The 16252-nt window shown below is 72.0% G+C and carries 13 protein-coding genes; 10 read left to right on the forward strand and 3 right to left on the reverse strand.

The window, feature by feature from the left end; all coding sequences use genetic code 11:
* The 10 genes from AC1ROY_RS18630 to AC1ROY_RS18675 are packed head-to-tail and all read left to right on the forward strand — an operon-like array spanning nucleotide 1 to nucleotide 13299.
* Nucleotides 1-1032 (forward strand): CmpA/NrtA family ABC transporter substrate-binding protein, encoded by a 1032-nt coding sequence (locus AC1ROY_RS18630; protein WP_493150358.1) that lies wholly within the window; start codon nucleotides 1-3, stop codon nucleotides 1030-1032.
* Complete coding sequence (locus tag AC1ROY_RS18635) at nucleotides 1029-2279, forward strand: CmpA/NrtA family ABC transporter substrate-binding protein (protein ID WP_493150359.1); 1251 nt, start codon at nucleotides 1029-1031, stop codon at nucleotides 2277-2279. Before AC1ROY_RS18630 ends, AC1ROY_RS18635 begins: the two co-directional genes overlap by 4 nt.
* Before the next feature lie 3 nt (nucleotides 2280-2282).
* Entirely contained in the window at nucleotides 2283-3146 is an 864-nt protein-coding gene (gene ntrB / locus AC1ROY_RS18640) for a nitrate ABC transporter permease (RefSeq protein ID WP_493150360.1), read from the forward strand.
* A gap of 13 nt (nucleotides 3147-3159) precedes the next feature.
* Nucleotides 3160-3948 carry an ABC transporter ATP-binding protein gene (locus AC1ROY_RS18645; protein WP_493150361.1) on the forward strand — a complete coding sequence of 263 codons (789 nt, stop codon included), beginning with the start codon at nucleotides 3160-3162 and terminating at the stop codon, nucleotides 3946-3948.
* A complete protein-coding gene (locus AC1ROY_RS18650; RefSeq protein WP_493150362.1) occupies nucleotides 3948-5144 on the forward strand; it encodes an NAD(P)/FAD-dependent oxidoreductase in 1197 nt (398 codons plus the stop codon). The genes AC1ROY_RS18645 and AC1ROY_RS18650 overlap by 1 nt, the downstream gene beginning before the upstream one ends.
* Nucleotides 5144-6850, forward strand: coding sequence for a NirA family protein (locus tag AC1ROY_RS18655; protein ID WP_493150363.1), 1707 nt, complete (start codon nucleotides 5144-5146; stop codon nucleotides 6848-6850). The genes AC1ROY_RS18650 and AC1ROY_RS18655 overlap by 1 nt, the downstream gene beginning before the upstream one ends.
* Nucleotides 6847-8361 (forward strand): sulfite reductase subunit alpha, encoded by a 1515-nt coding sequence (locus tag AC1ROY_RS18660; RefSeq protein ID WP_493150364.1) that lies wholly within the window; start codon nucleotides 6847-6849, stop codon nucleotides 8359-8361. Before AC1ROY_RS18655 ends, AC1ROY_RS18660 begins: the two co-directional genes overlap by 4 nt.
* 58 nt (nucleotides 8362-8419) lie before the next feature.
* Nucleotides 8420-10969, forward strand: a complete 2550-nt coding sequence (locus AC1ROY_RS18665) for a nitrate reductase (RefSeq protein WP_493150505.1) — start codon at nucleotides 8420-8422, stop codon at nucleotides 10967-10969.
* A complete protein-coding gene (cysG, locus tag AC1ROY_RS18670) occupies nucleotides 10939-12294 on the forward strand; it encodes a siroheme synthase CysG (protein WP_493150365.1) in 1356 nt (451 codons plus the stop codon). Before AC1ROY_RS18665 ends, cysG begins: the two co-directional genes overlap by 31 nt.
* A 54-nt stretch (nucleotides 12295-12348) precedes the next feature.
* Nucleotides 12349-13299 carry a Bug family tripartite tricarboxylate transporter substrate binding protein gene (locus AC1ROY_RS18675; RefSeq protein WP_493150366.1) on the forward strand — a complete coding sequence of 317 codons (951 nt, stop codon included), beginning with the start codon at nucleotides 12349-12351 and terminating at the stop codon, nucleotides 13297-13299.
* Nucleotides 13300-13322: 23 nt separating this feature from the next.
* Here AC1ROY_RS18675 and AC1ROY_RS18680 read toward each other — a convergent pair whose 3' ends face one another.
* The 3 genes from AC1ROY_RS18680 to AC1ROY_RS18690 all read right to left on the reverse strand — a co-directional run bounded on the left by AC1ROY_RS18680 (nucleotide 13323) and on the right by AC1ROY_RS18690 (nucleotide 16252).
* Complete coding sequence (locus AC1ROY_RS18680; RefSeq protein ID WP_493150367.1) at nucleotides 13323-13763, reverse strand: DNA polymerase III subunit chi; 441 nt, start codon at nucleotides 13761-13763, stop codon at nucleotides 13323-13325.
* Between the two features lie 54 nt (nucleotides 13764-13817).
* Nucleotides 13818-14798 carry an NADPH:quinone reductase gene (locus AC1ROY_RS18685; RefSeq protein WP_493150368.1) on the reverse strand — a complete coding sequence of 327 codons (981 nt, stop codon included), beginning with the start codon at nucleotides 14796-14798 and terminating at the stop codon, nucleotides 13818-13820.
* A gap of 68 nt (nucleotides 14799-14866) precedes the next feature.
* Nucleotides 14867-16252 (reverse strand): leucyl aminopeptidase family protein, encoded by a 1386-nt coding sequence (locus AC1ROY_RS18690; protein WP_493150369.1) that lies wholly within the window; start codon nucleotides 16250-16252, stop codon nucleotides 14867-14869.

A 16252-nucleotide genomic window follows, 5' to 3' on the forward strand; every position in this document is an offset into this window, starting at 1 on the left:
TTGCCCAACGCGCCCGACCTCTCCGTCTCCCGGCTCCGCTCGCCCGCGCGCGTCATGCGCCTCGGCTTCGTGCGCCTGTTCGACGCGGCACCGCTGGTCGTTGCCGAGGAGCTGGGGCTCTTCGATGCCGTCGGCATCCGCGTGGCGGTCACGCCCGAGCGCTCCTGGTCCGCGGTGCGCGACAAGCTGGCCTTCGGTGCGCTGGATGGCGCGCAGCTCCTCGGCCCCATGCCGATCGCGCTGGCCGCGGGGCTGGGCGGCGTCGAGGCCCGGGTGCACATCGCCTGCGGCCTGTCCCGCAACGGCAACGGCATCACCCTCTCCACCGCGCTGGCCGCCGAGCCCGACCTCGCGGCCGCGCTGAAGACGCGCGCGGCGGCGGGCAGGCCAGCCACCTTCGCCGTCGTCTTCTCCTACTCCGCCCAGCACTACCTGCTGCGCCGCTGGCTGGTGAAGCAGGGTGTCGACCCCGAGGCGGATGTCCGCTTCACCGTGATCCCGCCGCCGCGCATGGCCGCGACCCTGCTTCAGGGCGAGATCGACGGCTTCTGTGCCGCCGCCCCCTGGGGCGCCGCGGCCACGCTCATGGGCGCGGGCCGCACCGTCGCCGGCACGGCCGAGGTCTGGCCGAACCATCCGGAAAAGCTCTTCGGCTTCGGCGACGAGTACCTCAGCCGCCACCGCGAGGAGGTCGTCGCCGCGACCGCCGCCGTCATCGCCGCCGCGCGCTGGCTGGACGACCCTGATAACCGCGAGGCGGCACTCGACATGCTCTCGCAGCGCGAGCTCTGGGACCTCGACCGCGCGACGGTCGCCAGTGCCTTCGACCCGATCCACCGCATGCATTTCCGCGCTGCCACGATGCCGCGCCGCGAGGAGGCGGCCTGGTGGCTGCGCGAGATGCGCGCACTCGGCCACATCCCCGCCGAGGTGCCCGACGCGGCCGCGCTGGCCCCCTTCGGCGACGAGCTCTGGCACGAGGCCGCCGCCCGACTCAACGAACCCGAACCTGCCCTGGAGCCCATCCCATGAGCGTCACCCGTCGTTCCACTCTTGCCGCCACCGCGCTGCTGGCTGCCGCGCCGCGCGGCGTCTTCGCCCAGGGCTCGACCACGCCGGAGGTGCGCAAGGCGACCCTCGGATACATCGCGCTGACCGACGCCGCGCCGTTGATCGTCGCGAAGGAGAAGGGCCTGTTCGCCAAATACGGCATGCCCGATGTCGAGGTCGCCAAGCAGGCGAGCTGGGGCGCCACACGCGACAACATGGTCCTGGGCGGCGGTTCCGGCGGCATCGACGGTGCGCATCTGCTCACGCCCATGGCCTATCTGCTGCACACCGGTCGCATCGTGCAGAACAACCAGCCCGTGCCCATGGCGATCATGGCGCGGCTGAACGTGAACGGGCAGGCGATCTCGGTCGCGGAGAAGCACAAGGCCCTCGGCGCCCGGCTCGACGCCACGCCCCTGAAGCGCGTCTTCACCCCCGAGAGCAAGGTCGCCATGACCTTCCGCGGCGGCACGCACGATCTGTGGATCCGCTACTGGCTGGCCGCCGCCGGCATCGATCCCGACCGTGATGTCTCCAACATCGTCGTGCCGCCGCCGCAGATGGTGGCGAACATGCGCGTGGGCACGATGGACGCCTTCTGCGTGGGCGAGCCCTGGAATGCGCAGCTGATCAACCAGCGCCTCGGCTATTCCGCGCTGATCACGGGCGAGCTCTGGAAGGATCATCCCGAGAAGTGCTTCGCGCTGCGCGCCGATTTCGTCGAGCGCAATCCGAACGCCACGCGCGCCATGCTGGCCGCCGTCATCGAGGCGGCGCAGTGGTGCGACGTCGCGGCCAACCAGCCCGAGCTGGCTGCCATCCTCGGTCGCCGCGCCTGGTTCAACGTGCCGCCGGCCGACATCCTGCCGCGCATGCAGGGCATCGTCGATTTCGGCGATGGCCGCACGATCACCAGCACCGACCTGACCATGAAGTTCTGGCGCGACCATGCCAGCTACCCCTTCATGAGCCATGACCTCTGGTTCCTCACCGAGGACATCCGCTGGGGCGTGCTGCCGCCGGACACCGACACGGCGGCGCTGGTCGGCCAGGTCAACAAGGAAGCGATCTGGCGCGAGGCGGCGGCGCGCGCCGGCGTCGCGCAGGGCGACATGCCGCGCGGCACGAGCCGCGGCCGCGAGACCTTCTTCGACGGCAAGGTCTTCGATCCCGAGAACCCGCAGGCCTATCTGCAAAGCCAGTCCATCAAGCGCATGGGAGGCGCCTGAGCCATGAACGCCGGAGCCAAGCCGCTTCCCGCCCCACCCGCGATCTCCCGGCCGGTACCGGTCCTCTTCAAGGAGGACAGCCGTCTCGTCACCATGGCGCGCAACGTGCTGCCGCCGCTGGTGGTGATCGTGGTGCTGGGCCTCGTCTGGCAGGTCGTGATGAGCATGCCGGGCGCAGCCCTGCCCTCGCCCACCAGGGTCTGGGCGGATGCGCACGAGCTGATCCTCGACCCTTTCTTCGACAATGGCGGGCTGGACAAGGGGCTGTTCTGGCACCTCATCGCCTCGCTCTCGCGCGTGGGGCTGGGCTTCGCGCTGGCGGCCGTCGCGGGCGTGCTGACGGGGCTGCTGATCGGCACCTCACAGCTCGCGATGCGCGGGCTGGACCCGCTCTTCCAGGTGCTGCGCACGGTGCCGCCCCTGGCCTGGCTGCCGCTCTCGCTGGCCGCCTTCCGCGAGGCGCAGCCCTCGGCGATCTTCGTCATCTTCATCACCAGCGTCTGGCCGATCATCATCAACACGGCAGTCGGCGTGCGGAACGTACCGCAGGACTACCGCAACGTAGCGGCGGTGATCCGGCTCAAGGGCCCGTCCTACTTCCTGCGGATCGTGCTGCCGGCGGCGGCGCCCTTCATCTTCACGGGGCTGCGCATCGGCGTCGGGCTTTCGTGGCTCGCCATCGTTGCTGCGGAAATGCTGATCGGTGGCGTCGGCATCGGCTTCTTCATCTGGGACGCGTGGAACAGCTCCAACCTCTCCGACATCATCGTGGCGCTGATCTATGTGGGCCTGACCGGCTTCATCCTCGACCGCCTCGTGGCGGTGGCGGGGCGCATCGTCACCCGCGGCACTTCCGCGGCGACCTGAGGGGATCACGGACATGAACGCGAATTTCCTCGAGATCTCCAGCCTTTCCGTCGCCTTCCCGCGGGCGCCGATGCCGGTGCTGAACTCGGTCGAGCTGCGCATCGCGGAGGGCGAGTACGTCGCCGTCATCGGCCATTCCGGCTGCGGCAAGTCGACGCTGCTCAACGTCATCGCGGGTCTGCTGCCGGCGACGATGGGCGGCGTAGTGCTGGAAGGACGCGAGGTGTCCGAGCCCGGTCCGGATCGCGCCGTGGTGTTCCAGAACCATTCGCTGCTGCCCTGGCTCACGGCCTACGAGAACATCCGGCTTGCCGTGGACCAGACACTGTCGAAGACCATGAGCCGCGCGGAGCGGCATGGCTGGACGCTGCACAACCTCGCGCTCGTGCGCATGGACCACGCGAAGGACAAGCGGCCCGCCGAGATCTCCGGCGGCATGAAGCAGCGCGTGGGCATCGCGCGCGCTCTGGCGATGAAGCCCAAGGTGCTGCTGCTGGACGAGCCCTTTGGCGCGCTGGATGCGCTGACGCGCGCGCACCTTCAGGACGAGGTGATGCGCATCCATGCCGCGCTCGGCACGACGGTTGTGATGATCACGCATGACGTGGACGAGGCGGTGCTGCTCTCGGACCGCATCGTGATGATGACCAACGGGCCGAACGCCACGATCGGCGAGATCCTGGACGTCGACCTGGAGCGGCCGCGCGAGCGTCTGAAGCTCGCGCATGATCCGCGCTTCATCGAGTTGCGGGCCTCCGTGCTGGAGTTTCTGCACGCGCGGCATGCGCAGCCGGCGCTCTGATGAAGATCCTGGTCATAGGGGCGGGGCCGGCCGGCACGCGATGCGCTGTGCGCGTCGCGGAGCGGGATCCGGCGGCGGAGGTCACGCTCTGCGGGGCCGAGGCAGCGCTGCCCTATGACCGGGTCGGATTGTCGAACCTCCTGGCGAACGAGAAGACGGTGCCGGACCTGATCACCCATGACCTCATGGGCCTGCGCGAGCGGCGCATCCATTTCCGGCCCGCGACGCCGATCGCGGCACTGGACCGCGAAGCGCACGAAGCCGTGACCCTCAGCGGCGAGCGCATTCCCTATGACCGCGCGGTGATCGCGACCGGCTCGCGCGCCGTCCGGCTCCCGGTGCCGGGCGCGGAGCTTCCCGGCGTGCTGACCTACCGCACGATGAACGATGTCCGCGCCATGCTGGCGGCGGCGCGGCGCGGCGGCTCCGCGGTGGTCGTCGGCGGCGGGCTGTTGGGCCTCGAGGCCGCGGCTGGCCTCGCGCTGCGCGGCATGAAGGTGACCGTGCTGCATGTGATGGACTGGGTGATGGAGCGGCAGCTCGATGCCGGCGCCGGCGCGCTGGTGGCGCGGCGCATGGGGCTGCGCGGAATCTCCTTCGCCATGCCGGCGCAGCTGGCCGCCATCGAGGGCGAAGAGCGCGTGACGGACGTGCGGCTCGCGGATGGCCGCGTGATCAAGGCGAGCATTGTCGTCATGGCCGTCGGCATCCGGCCGGACACGGCGATGGCCAAGGTCTCCGGCCTCGAGGTGAATCGCGGAATCGTCGTGGACGGATGCATGCGCAGCTCGGACCCCGACGTGCTCGCCATTGGCGAATGCGCGGAGGTGGAGGGCCGCATCATCGGCCTCGTCGCGCCCGCGCTGGATCAGGCGGAGATCGCGGCGGCGAGCCTCGCCGGGGAGAGCCGGCGCTGGTCGGCGCGCGCCGATGTCGCGGCGCTGAAGGTCTCGGGCACCGCCGTCTGGTCCGCGGGCGAGATCGGCGGCGAGGGCGAGACCATCACGCTGCGCGACGAGGAGGAGGATTGCTACCGCCGCCTCACCCTGCGCGACGATCGGCTCGTCGGCGCCGTGCTCTATGGCGACGTTGCGGACAGCGGCTTCTACCTGGACCTCATCGCGTCCCAGCGTCCGATCGGCCGCCTGCGCGCGGCGCTGGCGCTGGGGCCCGCCTTTGCCGGAGGGCTTTCCTGATGGAAGGCCCCGGCTTCTCGCCCGAGCAGCAGAACTACCTCAAGGGATTCATGGCCGGCGTCGAGGCGCGGCGTGGCGCGCTCGCGCCCCAGGGCGAGGGAGGCGCTCCGCCGGATGCGCTGCGCGCCGCACAGGACCGCACGATGGCCGAGGGCGGCACGCTGGTGCCGCAGGAGGAGGTGAAGCGCGAGAAGCACCCGCTCGACCGCTGGGACGAGGTGACGAAGCGTGCCGAGGCCGGGGTCTTTCCGAAGCCGATGGAGGATTTCGTCGGCCGCTATCACGGGCTCTTCTTCGTGGGCCCGGCCGAGAACGCCTTCATGTGCCGGCTGCGGATTCCGGGCGGCATCGTGACGGCCCACCAGGCGCGCGAGGTCGCCGCGATCGCGGAGGAATGCGGCGGCGGATACGTGGACGTCACCACCCGCGCCAACCTGCAGATCCGCATGATCCCGGCCGGCAGGGCCGCGGAGGTCGTGATGCGTCTCGGCGAAATCGGCCTGCTGCCGCGCGGCACGGGGGCGGACAACATCCGCAACATCACGGCCTCGCCGACGGTGGGCATCGACCGGAACGAGTGGGTGGACACGCGGCCCATCCTGCGCGCGCTGCACCACCACATCCTGAACACGCGCGACCTCTTCGGCCTGCCGCGAAAATTCAACATCAGCATCGACGGCGGCGGCTCCATCGGCGTGCTGGAGGAGACGAACGACATCGCGCTGAGCGTGGTGCGGATCGGCGAGGAGCTCCGGTTCCGCCTCGGCCTCGGCGGGATCACGGGGCATCACGATCTGGCGACGAGCAGCGACGTGGCGCTGCTGCCTTCCGAGATCGTGAAGGCCTGCGACGCGATCCTGCGGACCTTCATCGCGCATGGCGATCGGACCGACCGCAAGAAGGCGCGGCTGAAGTACCTGCTCGACAGGTGGGGCCATGCCCGCTTCCTCGAGGAGGTCGAGAATGTCCTCGGTGCGAAGCTGCCGCGCTTCGACGTGGCGTCCATGCAGCGCCCTCCGGCGACGGACCGGCTCGCGCATGTCGGCGTGCATGCGCAGCGGCAGGAGGGGATGCACTATCTGGGCGTCGTGGTGCCGGCGGCGCGGATCGGCGCGGACCAGCTGCGTGGGCTTGCCGACCTTGCGCAGCGCCAGGGCCATGGCGAGCTGCGGCTGACGGTCTGGCAGAACCTGCTGATCCCGGGCGTCGCGGATGTGCCGGCGGCGCTGGAGGCGCTGGCTGCGATCGGCTTCACCACCGATGCGTCCAGCCTGCGCGCCGGCCTGGTCGCCTGCACGGGCAGCGTCGGCTGCAAGTTCGCGGCGGCCGATACCAAGGGTGACGGCCAGAAGATCCTCGCCTGGCTGGAGGAGCGCATCGCGCTCGACGTGCCGCTGAACATCCACCTCACCGGCTGCCACCACTCCTGCGCGCAGCACTACATCGCCGATCTCGGCCTGCTCGGCGCGAAGGTGGAGCGCGGCGAGGACATGCTGCCGGGCTACGACATCCATGTCGGCGGCGGCTCGGGCGCGGAGGCGAAGATCGGGCGGCTGATCCGCCCCGCGGTCGTGGCGGAGGAGGTGCCGCCGTTGCTGCTGAACCTGCTGCGTCACTTTCGGGAGGAGCGCGAGCCCGGTGAGGGCTTCCAGGCCTTCTGCGCGCGGCACGAGGACGCCGTTCTCAACGGGATGCTTGAGGCATGAACGCGATCTCGCAGAGCTTCGGGCCGCCCGGCATTCCCGTGATTCCGGAGAGCGCCCCCTTCAGCGCCGAGCAGCGTGCCTGGCTCAACGGCTTCTTCGCCGGCCTCTACGGGGGTTCTTCCGCGCCGGCCCATGCCTCGCCCGCGCCCGCCGCGCCGGCGGAGGACTTCCCCTGGCACGATCCCGCGTTGGAGCTGAAGGAGCGGCTGGACCTCGCCGAGGGCCGCTCGCTGCCGCGCCGGCTCATGTCCGCCATGGCGCAGCTGGATTGCGGGCAGTGCGGCTATGTCTGCAAGACCTACGCGGAAGCGCTGGCCGAGGGCCGCGAGAGCTCCACGGCCCTCTGCCAGCCCGGCGGCAAGCCGACGCGCGAGGCGATCAAGGTGCTGATGGCCGACGCGAAGCCGGCCGCGGCGCCTGCCGCGCCGGTGGCGGTGAAGCCGTTCGGCGAGCCCGCGCGCGTGCTGCTCTCGGAGCGGCTGACGGGCGAGGGCAGCGGCAAGGATGTCCGCCGCATCGTGATCGACCTGTCGGGCACCTCCGTGACTTACGAGCCGGGTGATTCGCTGGGTGTGGTGGTGCGCAACGATCCGGCGCTGGTGGAGGCCTGCCTCGCCGAGCTCGGCGTATCCGGCGACGAGGCGCTGCGCGAAATGCTCGCGGCCGAGCGCGACATCGCGCGGCCGCTCGACCGCACGCTCGACCTGCTGGCGGGTGCGGCGAGGGAGCCGAAGCAGGCGGCCGCCCTGCGCGCGCTCGCCGATGGCGACGACGGCGCGGAACCCGATGCGGCGGACCTGCTGGACCTGCTGCGGAGCTTCCCGTCGGCGCGCCCGCCGGTTGCCGATCTCGTCGCCTCACTGCCGACGCTGAAGCCGCGGCTCTACTCCATCGCCTCCTCGCCGCGCGCCGTGCCCGGCCGCGTGGAGCTCTGCGTCGGCGTGGTGCGCGATGAGCGGGGCGGCCGTGTGCGGGACGGCGTCGCCTCCTGCCACCTGGCCTTCCGCGCGGAGATGGTGCCGACCTACGGCCAGACCTCCCACTTCCGCCTGCCCGAGCGGCCCGAGACGGCTGTCATCATGGTCGGCCCCGGCACCGGCATCGCGCCCTTTCGCGCCTTCCTGCAGGAGCGCGCGGTGCGAGGCCTCAAGGGCCGGAGCTGGCTCTTCTTCGGCGACCGCCACGCCGCCACGGACTTTCTCTTCCAGGACGAGATCGAGGCCTGGAAGAACGACGGCACGCTGGCGCGGCTCTCGCTCGCCTGGTCGCGCGACGGCAAGGCCAAGGACTACGTGCAGCACCGCATGATCGAGGAATCCGTCGACCTCTGGCGCTGGCTGCAGGACGGCGCGCATTTCTACGTCTGCGGCGACGCCAGCCGCATGGCGAAGGACGTGGACGCGGCGCTGCGTCAGGTCGCCATGCGCGAAGGCAACATGGACGCCGACCAGGCGCGCGACTGGATCGTGGCCCTGGCGAAGCAGGGCCGCTACCAGCGGGACGTATACTGATGCTGGCGGGGCAATTCACGCTTCGAGGCTTCGCCGCTCCAAGATCGGGCCGGGCGTGATGGATGGCACGCTGCGTCCTGCCACGCGCACGACCTGCCCCTATTGCGGGGTGGGTTGCGGTGTCCTCGCGACGCCGGAAGGCAGCGTGCGCGGCGACCCGGAGCACCCCGCCAACCAGGGCCGTCTGTGCAGCAAGGGTACGGCGCTCGGCGAGACGATCGGGCTGGAAGGCCGCCTGCTGCACCCGATGGTGCGCGGCAAGCGCGCAAGCTGGGACGCCGCGCTGGATGTCGTTGCTGAAGGATTTCGGACGGCACTCACCGAGCACGGGCCGGAGGGCGTCGCCCTCTACGTCTCGGGACAGCTGCTGACCGAGGACTACTACGCCGCCAACAAGCTCGCGAAAGGCTTCCTGGGCACCGGCAACATCGACAGCAACTCGCGCCTCTGCATGGCGAGCGCCGTCGCCGGCCATCGCCGTGCCTTCGGCGAGGACCTCGTGCCCGGCGTCTACGACGACCTGGAGCAGGCGGATCTGGTCGTGCTGGTCGGCAGCAACCTCGCCTGGTGCCATCCCGTGCTGCACCAGCGCCTGCTGACGGCCAAGGCGCTGCGGCCCGCGATGCGCATCGTCGTCGTGGACCCGCGCCGCACCAGCAGCTGCGAGTCGGCCGACCTGCATCTCGCGCTGCGGCCGGGCAGCGACGTTGCGCTCTTCCTCGGCCTGCTCGCGCATCTCGATGGCGTGGGCTTCCCGGTGCCGTCGGCCGTGCGACACACCGTCGACGTGCCGGGGCTGACCGGCCTCGGCCCCGATCTCCTCGCGCGCTTCTACGCGGATTTCGCGCGCACCGAGCGCGTGGTGACGCTCTGGAGCCAGGGCGCCAACCAGTCCAGCGCCGGCACGGACAAGGCCAACGCCATCATCAACTGCCACCTCGCCACCGGCCGCATCGGCCGCCCTGGCATGGGCCCCTTCAGCATCACTGGCCAGCCCAACGCCATGGGCGGGCGCGAGGTGGGCGCGCTGGCCAACATGCTCGCCGGCCATCTCGATGCCGAGAATCCGGCCGAGGTCCAGGCCCTGCGCGATTTCTGGGCCGCGCCGAACCTCGCGACGAAGCCGGGCCTCAAGGCCGTGGATCTCTTCCGCGCCGCCGAGGCCGGCCGCATCGGCGCGATGTGGGTGATGGCGACGAACCCGGCGATCTCGCTGCCCGATTCCGCCATGGCGCGTCGCGCCCTCTCGCGCGTCCCGATGCTCGCCGTCTCCGACTGCCACGCCGGCACCGACACGGCGGAGTATTCCCATGTCCTGCTCCCTGCGCTCGGCTGGGGCGAGAAGGACGGCACGGTCACCAACAGCGAGCGCGTCATCAGCCGCCAGCGTGGATTTCTGGCGCATCCGGGCGAGGCGAAACCCGATTGGTGGATCATCGCGCAGGTCGCGAAGCGCCTCGGATGGGGCGAGCACTTCGCTTGGTCGAAACCTGCCGAGATCTTTCGCGAGCACGCCGCCGTCACATCGCTCGCGCGCCCGGCGAAGCGCGTCTTCGACCTCTCCGGCCTGACCGATCTCGGCGACGCCGAGTATGCGGCCATGGCGCCCATCCAATGGCCCGTGCCGCGCGAGGGCGCCTCGGGCGGCCGCATCTCGCCGCCCTTGCAGCGCCTCGTTCCCACGCCCTTCCGGGCGCCGGCCGGCGACGGTGCGATGATCCTGATGACCGGCCGCCTGCGCGACCAGTGGCACACCATGACGCGCACCGGCCGCGTGCCGCGCCTCATGTCGCACGTGCCGGAGCCCCTGCTCAGCCTCAACCCGTCCGACGCGGACGGCATGGAGGACGGCGCCCTGGTGCGCGTCGTCAGCGCATGGGGCGAGGCCGTGCTGCGCCTCTCCCTCGACGCCGGCATTGCGCGGGGCACCTGCTTCGCGCCCATGCACTGGACCGGCGCCTTCTCGCCGCGCGCCCGCATCAACGCCGCCGTGACGCCGGCCGTGGACCCGATCAGCGGCCAGCCCGAGCTCAAGCTCACCCCCGTCACCCTCGCGCCCTTCACGCCGCGCTGGCACGGCTTCCTGCTGGCGCGGAAGGCCCTCGGCGCAGGGCTCGGCGACTGGTGCGCGGTGGCGCCGGTGGGCGAGGGGGTCTGGCGCCACGAGATCGCCGGCAGCGATCCCGATGCCTTCGCGGGCCTGGTCGCGACGCTGGGCGAGGGCGCGCCCACCCTCGCGCTGCATGCCGATCTCGCCGGCGAGCACCGCGCCGCCTGGATCCGCGGCGGCGCGCTGGTCGCGGCGCTCTTCCTCGGCCCGGACCATCTTCTGCCGCCGCGCGAATGGCTCATCTCGCTCTTCGCCGCCGAGGCGATCGGCGGCGCCGCGCGGCGGGCCCTGCTGGCCGGGGTGCTGCCCGACGGGCCGCTGCCGTCGCCCACCATTTGCGTCTGTCACGGGGTGAACGCGGCTACGATCCTGGCCGCCATCGAGGCCGGAGCCCAGGATGTCGCGGCCATCGGCGCCGCCACCCGGGCCGGCACGGGCTGCGGCAGTTGCAGGCCGGAATTGACCGCATGCCTCGCGAAGCCGAAAATCCCCGCCTGATGCGCCATTTCCCCGCCTTTCTGAATCTTGCGGGCCGGCCGGTGCTCCTCCTGGGACAGGGCGAGGCGCTGGCCGCCAAATCCGCGTTGCTGCACGCCGCCGGCGCGGAGCTGCGCGAGGCCGTGCGCTTCACGGAAGTCTCGCTGGACGGCTGCGCCCTGGCCGTCGCCGCCGGCGCGCCGGAGGAGGATCTGCGCGCCCTGCACGCGGCCTGCCTGCGCCGCGGCATCCCCGTGAATGTGGTGGACCGGCCGGAGCTCTGCAGCTTCATCACGCCCGCCATCGTCACGCGCGACGACATCACCATCGGCATCTCCACCGGCGGCGCGGCGCCCGTTCTCGCGCGGCTGATCCGCCAGAAGGTGGAGGCCGCGCTGCCGCCGCTCATCGGGCGCGTCGCCGCGCTGGGCCGGCGCTTCCAGCAATCCGTCCGCGCGCGCCTGCCGAGCCTGCCCGCCCGCCGCAGCTTCATGGAGCGCGCCCTGACCGGCGAGCCCGCGGAACTCGCCCTCAGCGGCAGGCAGGGCGAGGCCGAATCGGTTTTCGCCCGGATGCTGGAGCAGGCCGACGCCACGCCGCGCGGCTTCGTCCAGCTCGTCGGCGCCGGGCCGGGCGCGGCGGACCTCCTGACGCTGCGCGCCCTCCGCGCCTTGGGCGAGGCCGACGTCATCGTCCACGACCGCCTCGTCAGCGCCGAGGTGCTGGACCTCGCCCGCCGCGACGCGCGCCGCATCTTCGTCGGCAAGAAGCGCGCGGCGCATTGCGTGCCGCAGGAGGGCATCAACACCCTCCTCGTCGAGCTGGCGCGCGAGGGGCTGCGCGTGGTGCGCCTCAAGGGCGGCGACCCCTTCGTCTTCGGCCGTGGCGGCGAGGAGGCCCAGGCCCTGGCCGCCGCCGGCATCCCCTTCGAGGTCGTGCCCGGCGTCACCGCGGCGCTCGGCTGCGCGGCCCAGGCCGGCATCCCCCTGACCCATCGCGACGCCGCGCAGATGCTCACCTTCGTCACCGGCCATACGCGCGAGGGCCGGCTGGACCTCGACTTCGCCGCGCTGGCCCGCTCGCGCCAGACACTCGCCGTCTATATGGGCCTGACGACGCTGACGGCGCTGCGCGACGGCCTGGCGCGCGAGGGCTTCGATCTCGCCACGCCGGCCGCCCTGATCGAGCGCGGCGGCTCGCCGCAGCAGCGGGAATTGCGCGGCAGCCTCGCCGAGGTCGTGGCCCAGGCCCCCGGCTGGGCAGGCGACGGCCCGATCCTGCTGCTGCTCGGCGAGGCGGTGGCGATGGGCGCGCTGCCCATGTCCCAGGCCGCCGCGAAGGTCTGACGCCCCCCTGCGCGCCCGCGAGGATCGGGCCTATAGAGGGCGCGGGAGGAACTCATGAAGCGTCGCCTGTTCACCGCCGGACTGCTGTCCGCGCCCGCCATCGCCCGCGCACAGACCGCGCCCTTGCGCCTCATCGTCCCGGCTCCGCCCGGCGGCAGCACCGACATCCTGGCGCGCGTGCTCGGCGAGCGGGCCGGGGCGCTGCTGCACCAGCCGGTCGTGGTGGACAATCGCGGCGGCGCCGGCGGCATCATCGGCACCGAGGCGGCGGCGCGCGCGGCCGCCGACGGCAACACGATCATCCTCGGCCACAACCAGACCCACGCCTCCAACCAGTGGATGACGCGCAGCCTGCCCTATAACGTGGTGGACAGCTTTTCGCCGATCGCGCGGCTGGCGACGGTGCATCACGCCACGGTGGTGCCGGCCAATTCCCCGGCGCGGGACATGGATGGGCTGATCGCACTGGGGCGCGGCGGGCGGCGGGCCTCCTACGCCTCCTCGCAGGCCGGCTCGGCGAGCCATGTGATCGCCGAGACCTTCGTGCGGCGCTCCGGGATGGACGCGGTGCACGTGCCCTATCGTGGCGGCGGGCCGGCCACGACGGACACGGTGGCGGGCGTGGTGGATTTCTACGTCTCGACCTGGCCGGGGGTGGTGGCGCTGGTGCGCGAGGGGCGGCTGCGGGCGCTCTCCATCGGAGCGCCGGCACGGCTCCCGGATTTTCCGGATGTGCCGACGGTGGCGGAGGCGGGCGTGCCCTACATGGCGGTGGATGCCTGGTTCGGCCTCTTCGCGCCGCGCGGCGTGGAGCCTGGGCGGATCACGCGGCTGTCGCTGGCCTTCCTCGACGCCCTGTCCCAGCCCGACGTGGCCGCGCGCGCGGTGCAGGCGGGGCTGAACGCGGCGCCGATGGGGCCGGTGGATTTCGCGGTCTTCCAGCTGGAGGAGGTGCGCCGCTGGCAGGAGATGGCGACGCTCACCGGGATCATGATGGAGAGCTGAGGCTCCGATCGGCGGAAGGCGGACTACGCCTTCTTCTCCCAGCCCTTCGGGGTCTGCTGCCAGTAGGCGAGCGTGTGGCCCGCCTCCTTGGCGGCCTTCCAGCGGCGGCGTGCCGCCGCGACGGCGTTCTCGTCGCCGCCGTCGAACAGGTCGAAGGCCCGCGCGTAGTCGCCGAGATGCGTGCTCTCCGTGCCCTCGGTCAGGAAGAGATGCGCGGCGCCGTTCGCCGGCGGCCCGTCATGGACGGTCAGGAAGATCGGCTGGTCGGCCGGTTCGCGCGTGCCGTGCGGCAGCCAGTCGGGCTCGGGGCTGAGCCAGAGCGCATCGTCCAGCGACTTCATCCGCTCCTCGCTTGCGCAGAGCACCTGCGCGCGCGCCGGAATCGCCAGCACGCGGCCGAGCAGGCGGGGCAGCGCCTGCTCCAGCGTGCTGCGGGTGAGGTGGTAGAAGCCGATCTCTGTCACGCTCTTCTCCGCGCGGTCGGGAGGGTTGGTGTGGCGGCTGCCGACCGCGCGCGGTCAATCCAGCTTGAGTACCACATTCCCCATCACGGTGCCCGCCTGCACCAGGTCATGCGCCGCTGCGCATTCCGAAAGCGGCAGGGTCGCGGCGACCTTGTGCTGCAGCCCGCCCTCCGCGAAGAAGCGCGCCAGCAGCGCCTCGCACTCCGCGCGCGGGCCGGCGGACAGCTCGTAGACGATGAAGAAGCGGATCGCGTATCCGCCCAGGATCATCGGGCCGAAATTCACCGGGACCTCACGCTCGTTCGAGCCATAGGCGACGCAGATCCCGTCCGTCGCGAGGATCGCCGGCAGCAGCGCGATATTGCCCGAGAGGTCCACCTCCACCACGCGGTCCACGCCGCGGCCGCCGGTCAGTTCCTTCACGCGTGCCGCGACGTCTTCGCGGCGGTAGTCGATGGTGGCATCGGCGCCGGCGCCGCGGGCGTGCTCGGCTTTCGCGTCCGAGCTGACCGTCGTGAGCACCTGCGACGCGCCGAGCCGCTTGGCGAACTGGATCGCGTAGTGCCCCACGGCCCCCGCGCCGCCGGCGACCAGCACGGACTTGCCGGCCACGCCGCCATCCGTCGTGACGGCGCGCAGTGCCGTGAGCGCGGGAATGCCGAGGCAGGCGCCAGCCCCGAAGCTCAGCGAATCCGGCATGGCCACGGCCTGCGCGGAGGGCAGCGCGATATACTCCGCCGCCGTGCCGAAGGGCCGCTTCCACTGCCCGTTCCAGATCCACACGCGCTGGCCGAGGCGCGACGCATCCACCCCGGCGCCGAGCTTCTCGATCACGCCCGCGCCGTCGCTGTGCGGGATGACCCGTGGCGCGGCCATCGGGCGCGAGCCGGCGCGCGTCTTCCAGTCCGAGGGGTTCACGCCGGAAACATGGACGCGCACCAGCACCTCGCCCGCGGCGGGCTCCGGAGCGGGCATCTCGCCATAGGCGAGGACCTCGCGCGCAGGCCCGTTCCGCTCGTACCAGACCGCCTTCATGTGCCTTCTCCCTTTGCAAGACCGAATTCACGCACGGGGTCGAAGCGACCCCGCGCGACCAGCCTCGATCAGACCCGGTGGGGGTCCTCGAAATGTCGTTCCACCAGCGCGTCCAGCAGGCGCACGCCGAAGCCGGTCGGCATGCCCTTGGCCGCGAGCAGATCATCCGTCTCTGCCGTGTCCATGCCCGCGATGTCGAGATGCGCCCAGGGCAGCGTGCCGACGAACTCGCGCAGGAAGGCCGCCGCATTGGAGGCGTCCGAGACGAAGCGGGTTCCACCCGGCACGCATTGCTTCAGGTCGGCGATGTCGCTGTTCAGCTCCTCGCGGTGCCGCTCGCCGATGGGCAGGGGCCAGAGCCGCTCGCCCACCGCCTCGCCGGCCGCCGCGACGGCCGCGCCCAGCGCCGCGTCGTTGTGGAACAGCCCGCCGCGGTGATGGCCGAGCGCGGTGATCACGCTGCCGGTGAGCGTCGCAAGGTCCAGCACCGCCTGCGGCCGATAGCGCGTGGCGGCGAGGTGCAGCGCGTCGGCCAGCACGAGGCGGCCTTCGGCATCCGTGTCCACGACCTCGACGGTGCGGCCGCTCATCATGCGCAGCACGTCACCGGGCCGGTAGCTCGATCCGCTGGTCATGTTCTCCGCGATGGCGAGGATCGCGACGGCCGGGCAGGGCGAGTTCCGCCGCGCGAGCGCCAGCATCGCCCCCGCGCAGGCCGCCGCGCCCGCCATGTCGGCGCGCATCGCCTCCATGCCGGCCGCTGATTTGATCGAGATGCCGCCGGTGTCGAAGCACAGCCCCTTGCCGACGAAGGCCACCGGCGGCGCGCGGAAGTCGCCCTTCCAGCGCAGGATCACGATCCGCGGCGGTACGGCGCTGCCGCCGCCCACGGCCAGGATCCCGCCCGCGCCGAGCTTTCTCAGCGCGGACCGGCCGAGCTCCTCGACCTCGATTCCCTCGCCCTCCAGCCGGCGCAGCCGCTTCGCGAATTCCCGGGGCGTGAGGCGGTTGGCCGGCTCGGCCACCAGCTCGCGCGCCAGCAGCACGCCGGACAGGCCGGCCGCGGCCCGCGCCCAGGTGGCGGCAAAGGCCTCGGGATCCTCGACCAGCAGGTCCAGCCGGCGCGGTCCGGGCGAGCGGTGCGACTTCAGCCGCTCGAAGCGCCAGGCGCGCAGCACGGCGCCGACGCCGAGGCCCACTGCGAACTGCGCCGGCAGCCCGCGCGCATCCAGCGCCACGCGCGTCGGCGAGCCCGCCGCCGCGATGCAGGCGGCACCCACGCCCTCCCACTCCGCGGAAGTGGCGGCGTGATTCGCGCCCACCCATCGCTCCTGCGGCGAGAGTTCCAGCACCTCGTCGCGCCGGCCCGAAAAGCCGGAGGGATGCGGCGTGCCCTCGGCGATCGGGCGCAGCAGGACGGCGCCCTTCGATGGCTCGCGCCGCAGCTTCAACAA

Source organism: Roseococcus sp. GW821-FHT12F05 (assembly GCF_058806835.1).

Bases quoted from the DNA above. Each gene is read 5' to 3' on its own strand.
- AC1ROY_RS18655 (WP_493150363.1), top strand. From the start codon at position 5,144: ATGGAAGGCCCCGGCTTCTCGCCCGAGCAGCAGAACTACCTCAAGGGA.
- AC1ROY_RS18660 (WP_493150364.1), top strand. From the start codon at position 6,847: ATGAACGCGATCTCGCAGAGCTTCGGGCCGCCCGGCATTCCCGTGATT.
- AC1ROY_RS18665 (WP_493150505.1), top strand. From the start codon at position 8,420: ATGGATGGCACGCTGCGTCCTGCCACGCGCACGACCTGCCCCTATTGC.
- AC1ROY_RS18675 (WP_493150366.1), top strand. From the start codon at position 12,349: ATGAAGCGTCGCCTGTTCACCGCCGGACTGCTGTCCGCGCCCGCCATC.
- ntrB (WP_493150360.1), top strand. From the start codon at position 2,283: ATGAACGCCGGAGCCAAGCCGCTTCCCGCCCCACCCGCGATCTCCCGG.
- AC1ROY_RS18635 (WP_493150359.1), top strand. From the start codon at position 1,029: ATGAGCGTCACCCGTCGTTCCACTCTTGCCGCCACCGCGCTGCTGGCT.
- cysG (WP_493150365.1), top strand. From the start codon at position 10,939: ATGCCTCGCGAAGCCGAAAATCCCCGCCTGATGCGCCATTTCCCCGCC.
- AC1ROY_RS18645 (WP_493150361.1), top strand. From the start codon at position 3,160: ATGAACGCGAATTTCCTCGAGATCTCCAGCCTTTCCGTCGCCTTCCCG.
- AC1ROY_RS18650 (WP_493150362.1), top strand. From the start codon at position 3,948: ATGAAGATCCTGGTCATAGGGGCGGGGCCGGCCGGCACGCGATGCGCT.
- AC1ROY_RS18685 (WP_493150368.1), bottom strand. From the start codon at position 14,798: ATGAAGGCGGTCTGGTACGAGCGGAACGGGCCTGCGCGCGAGGTCCTC.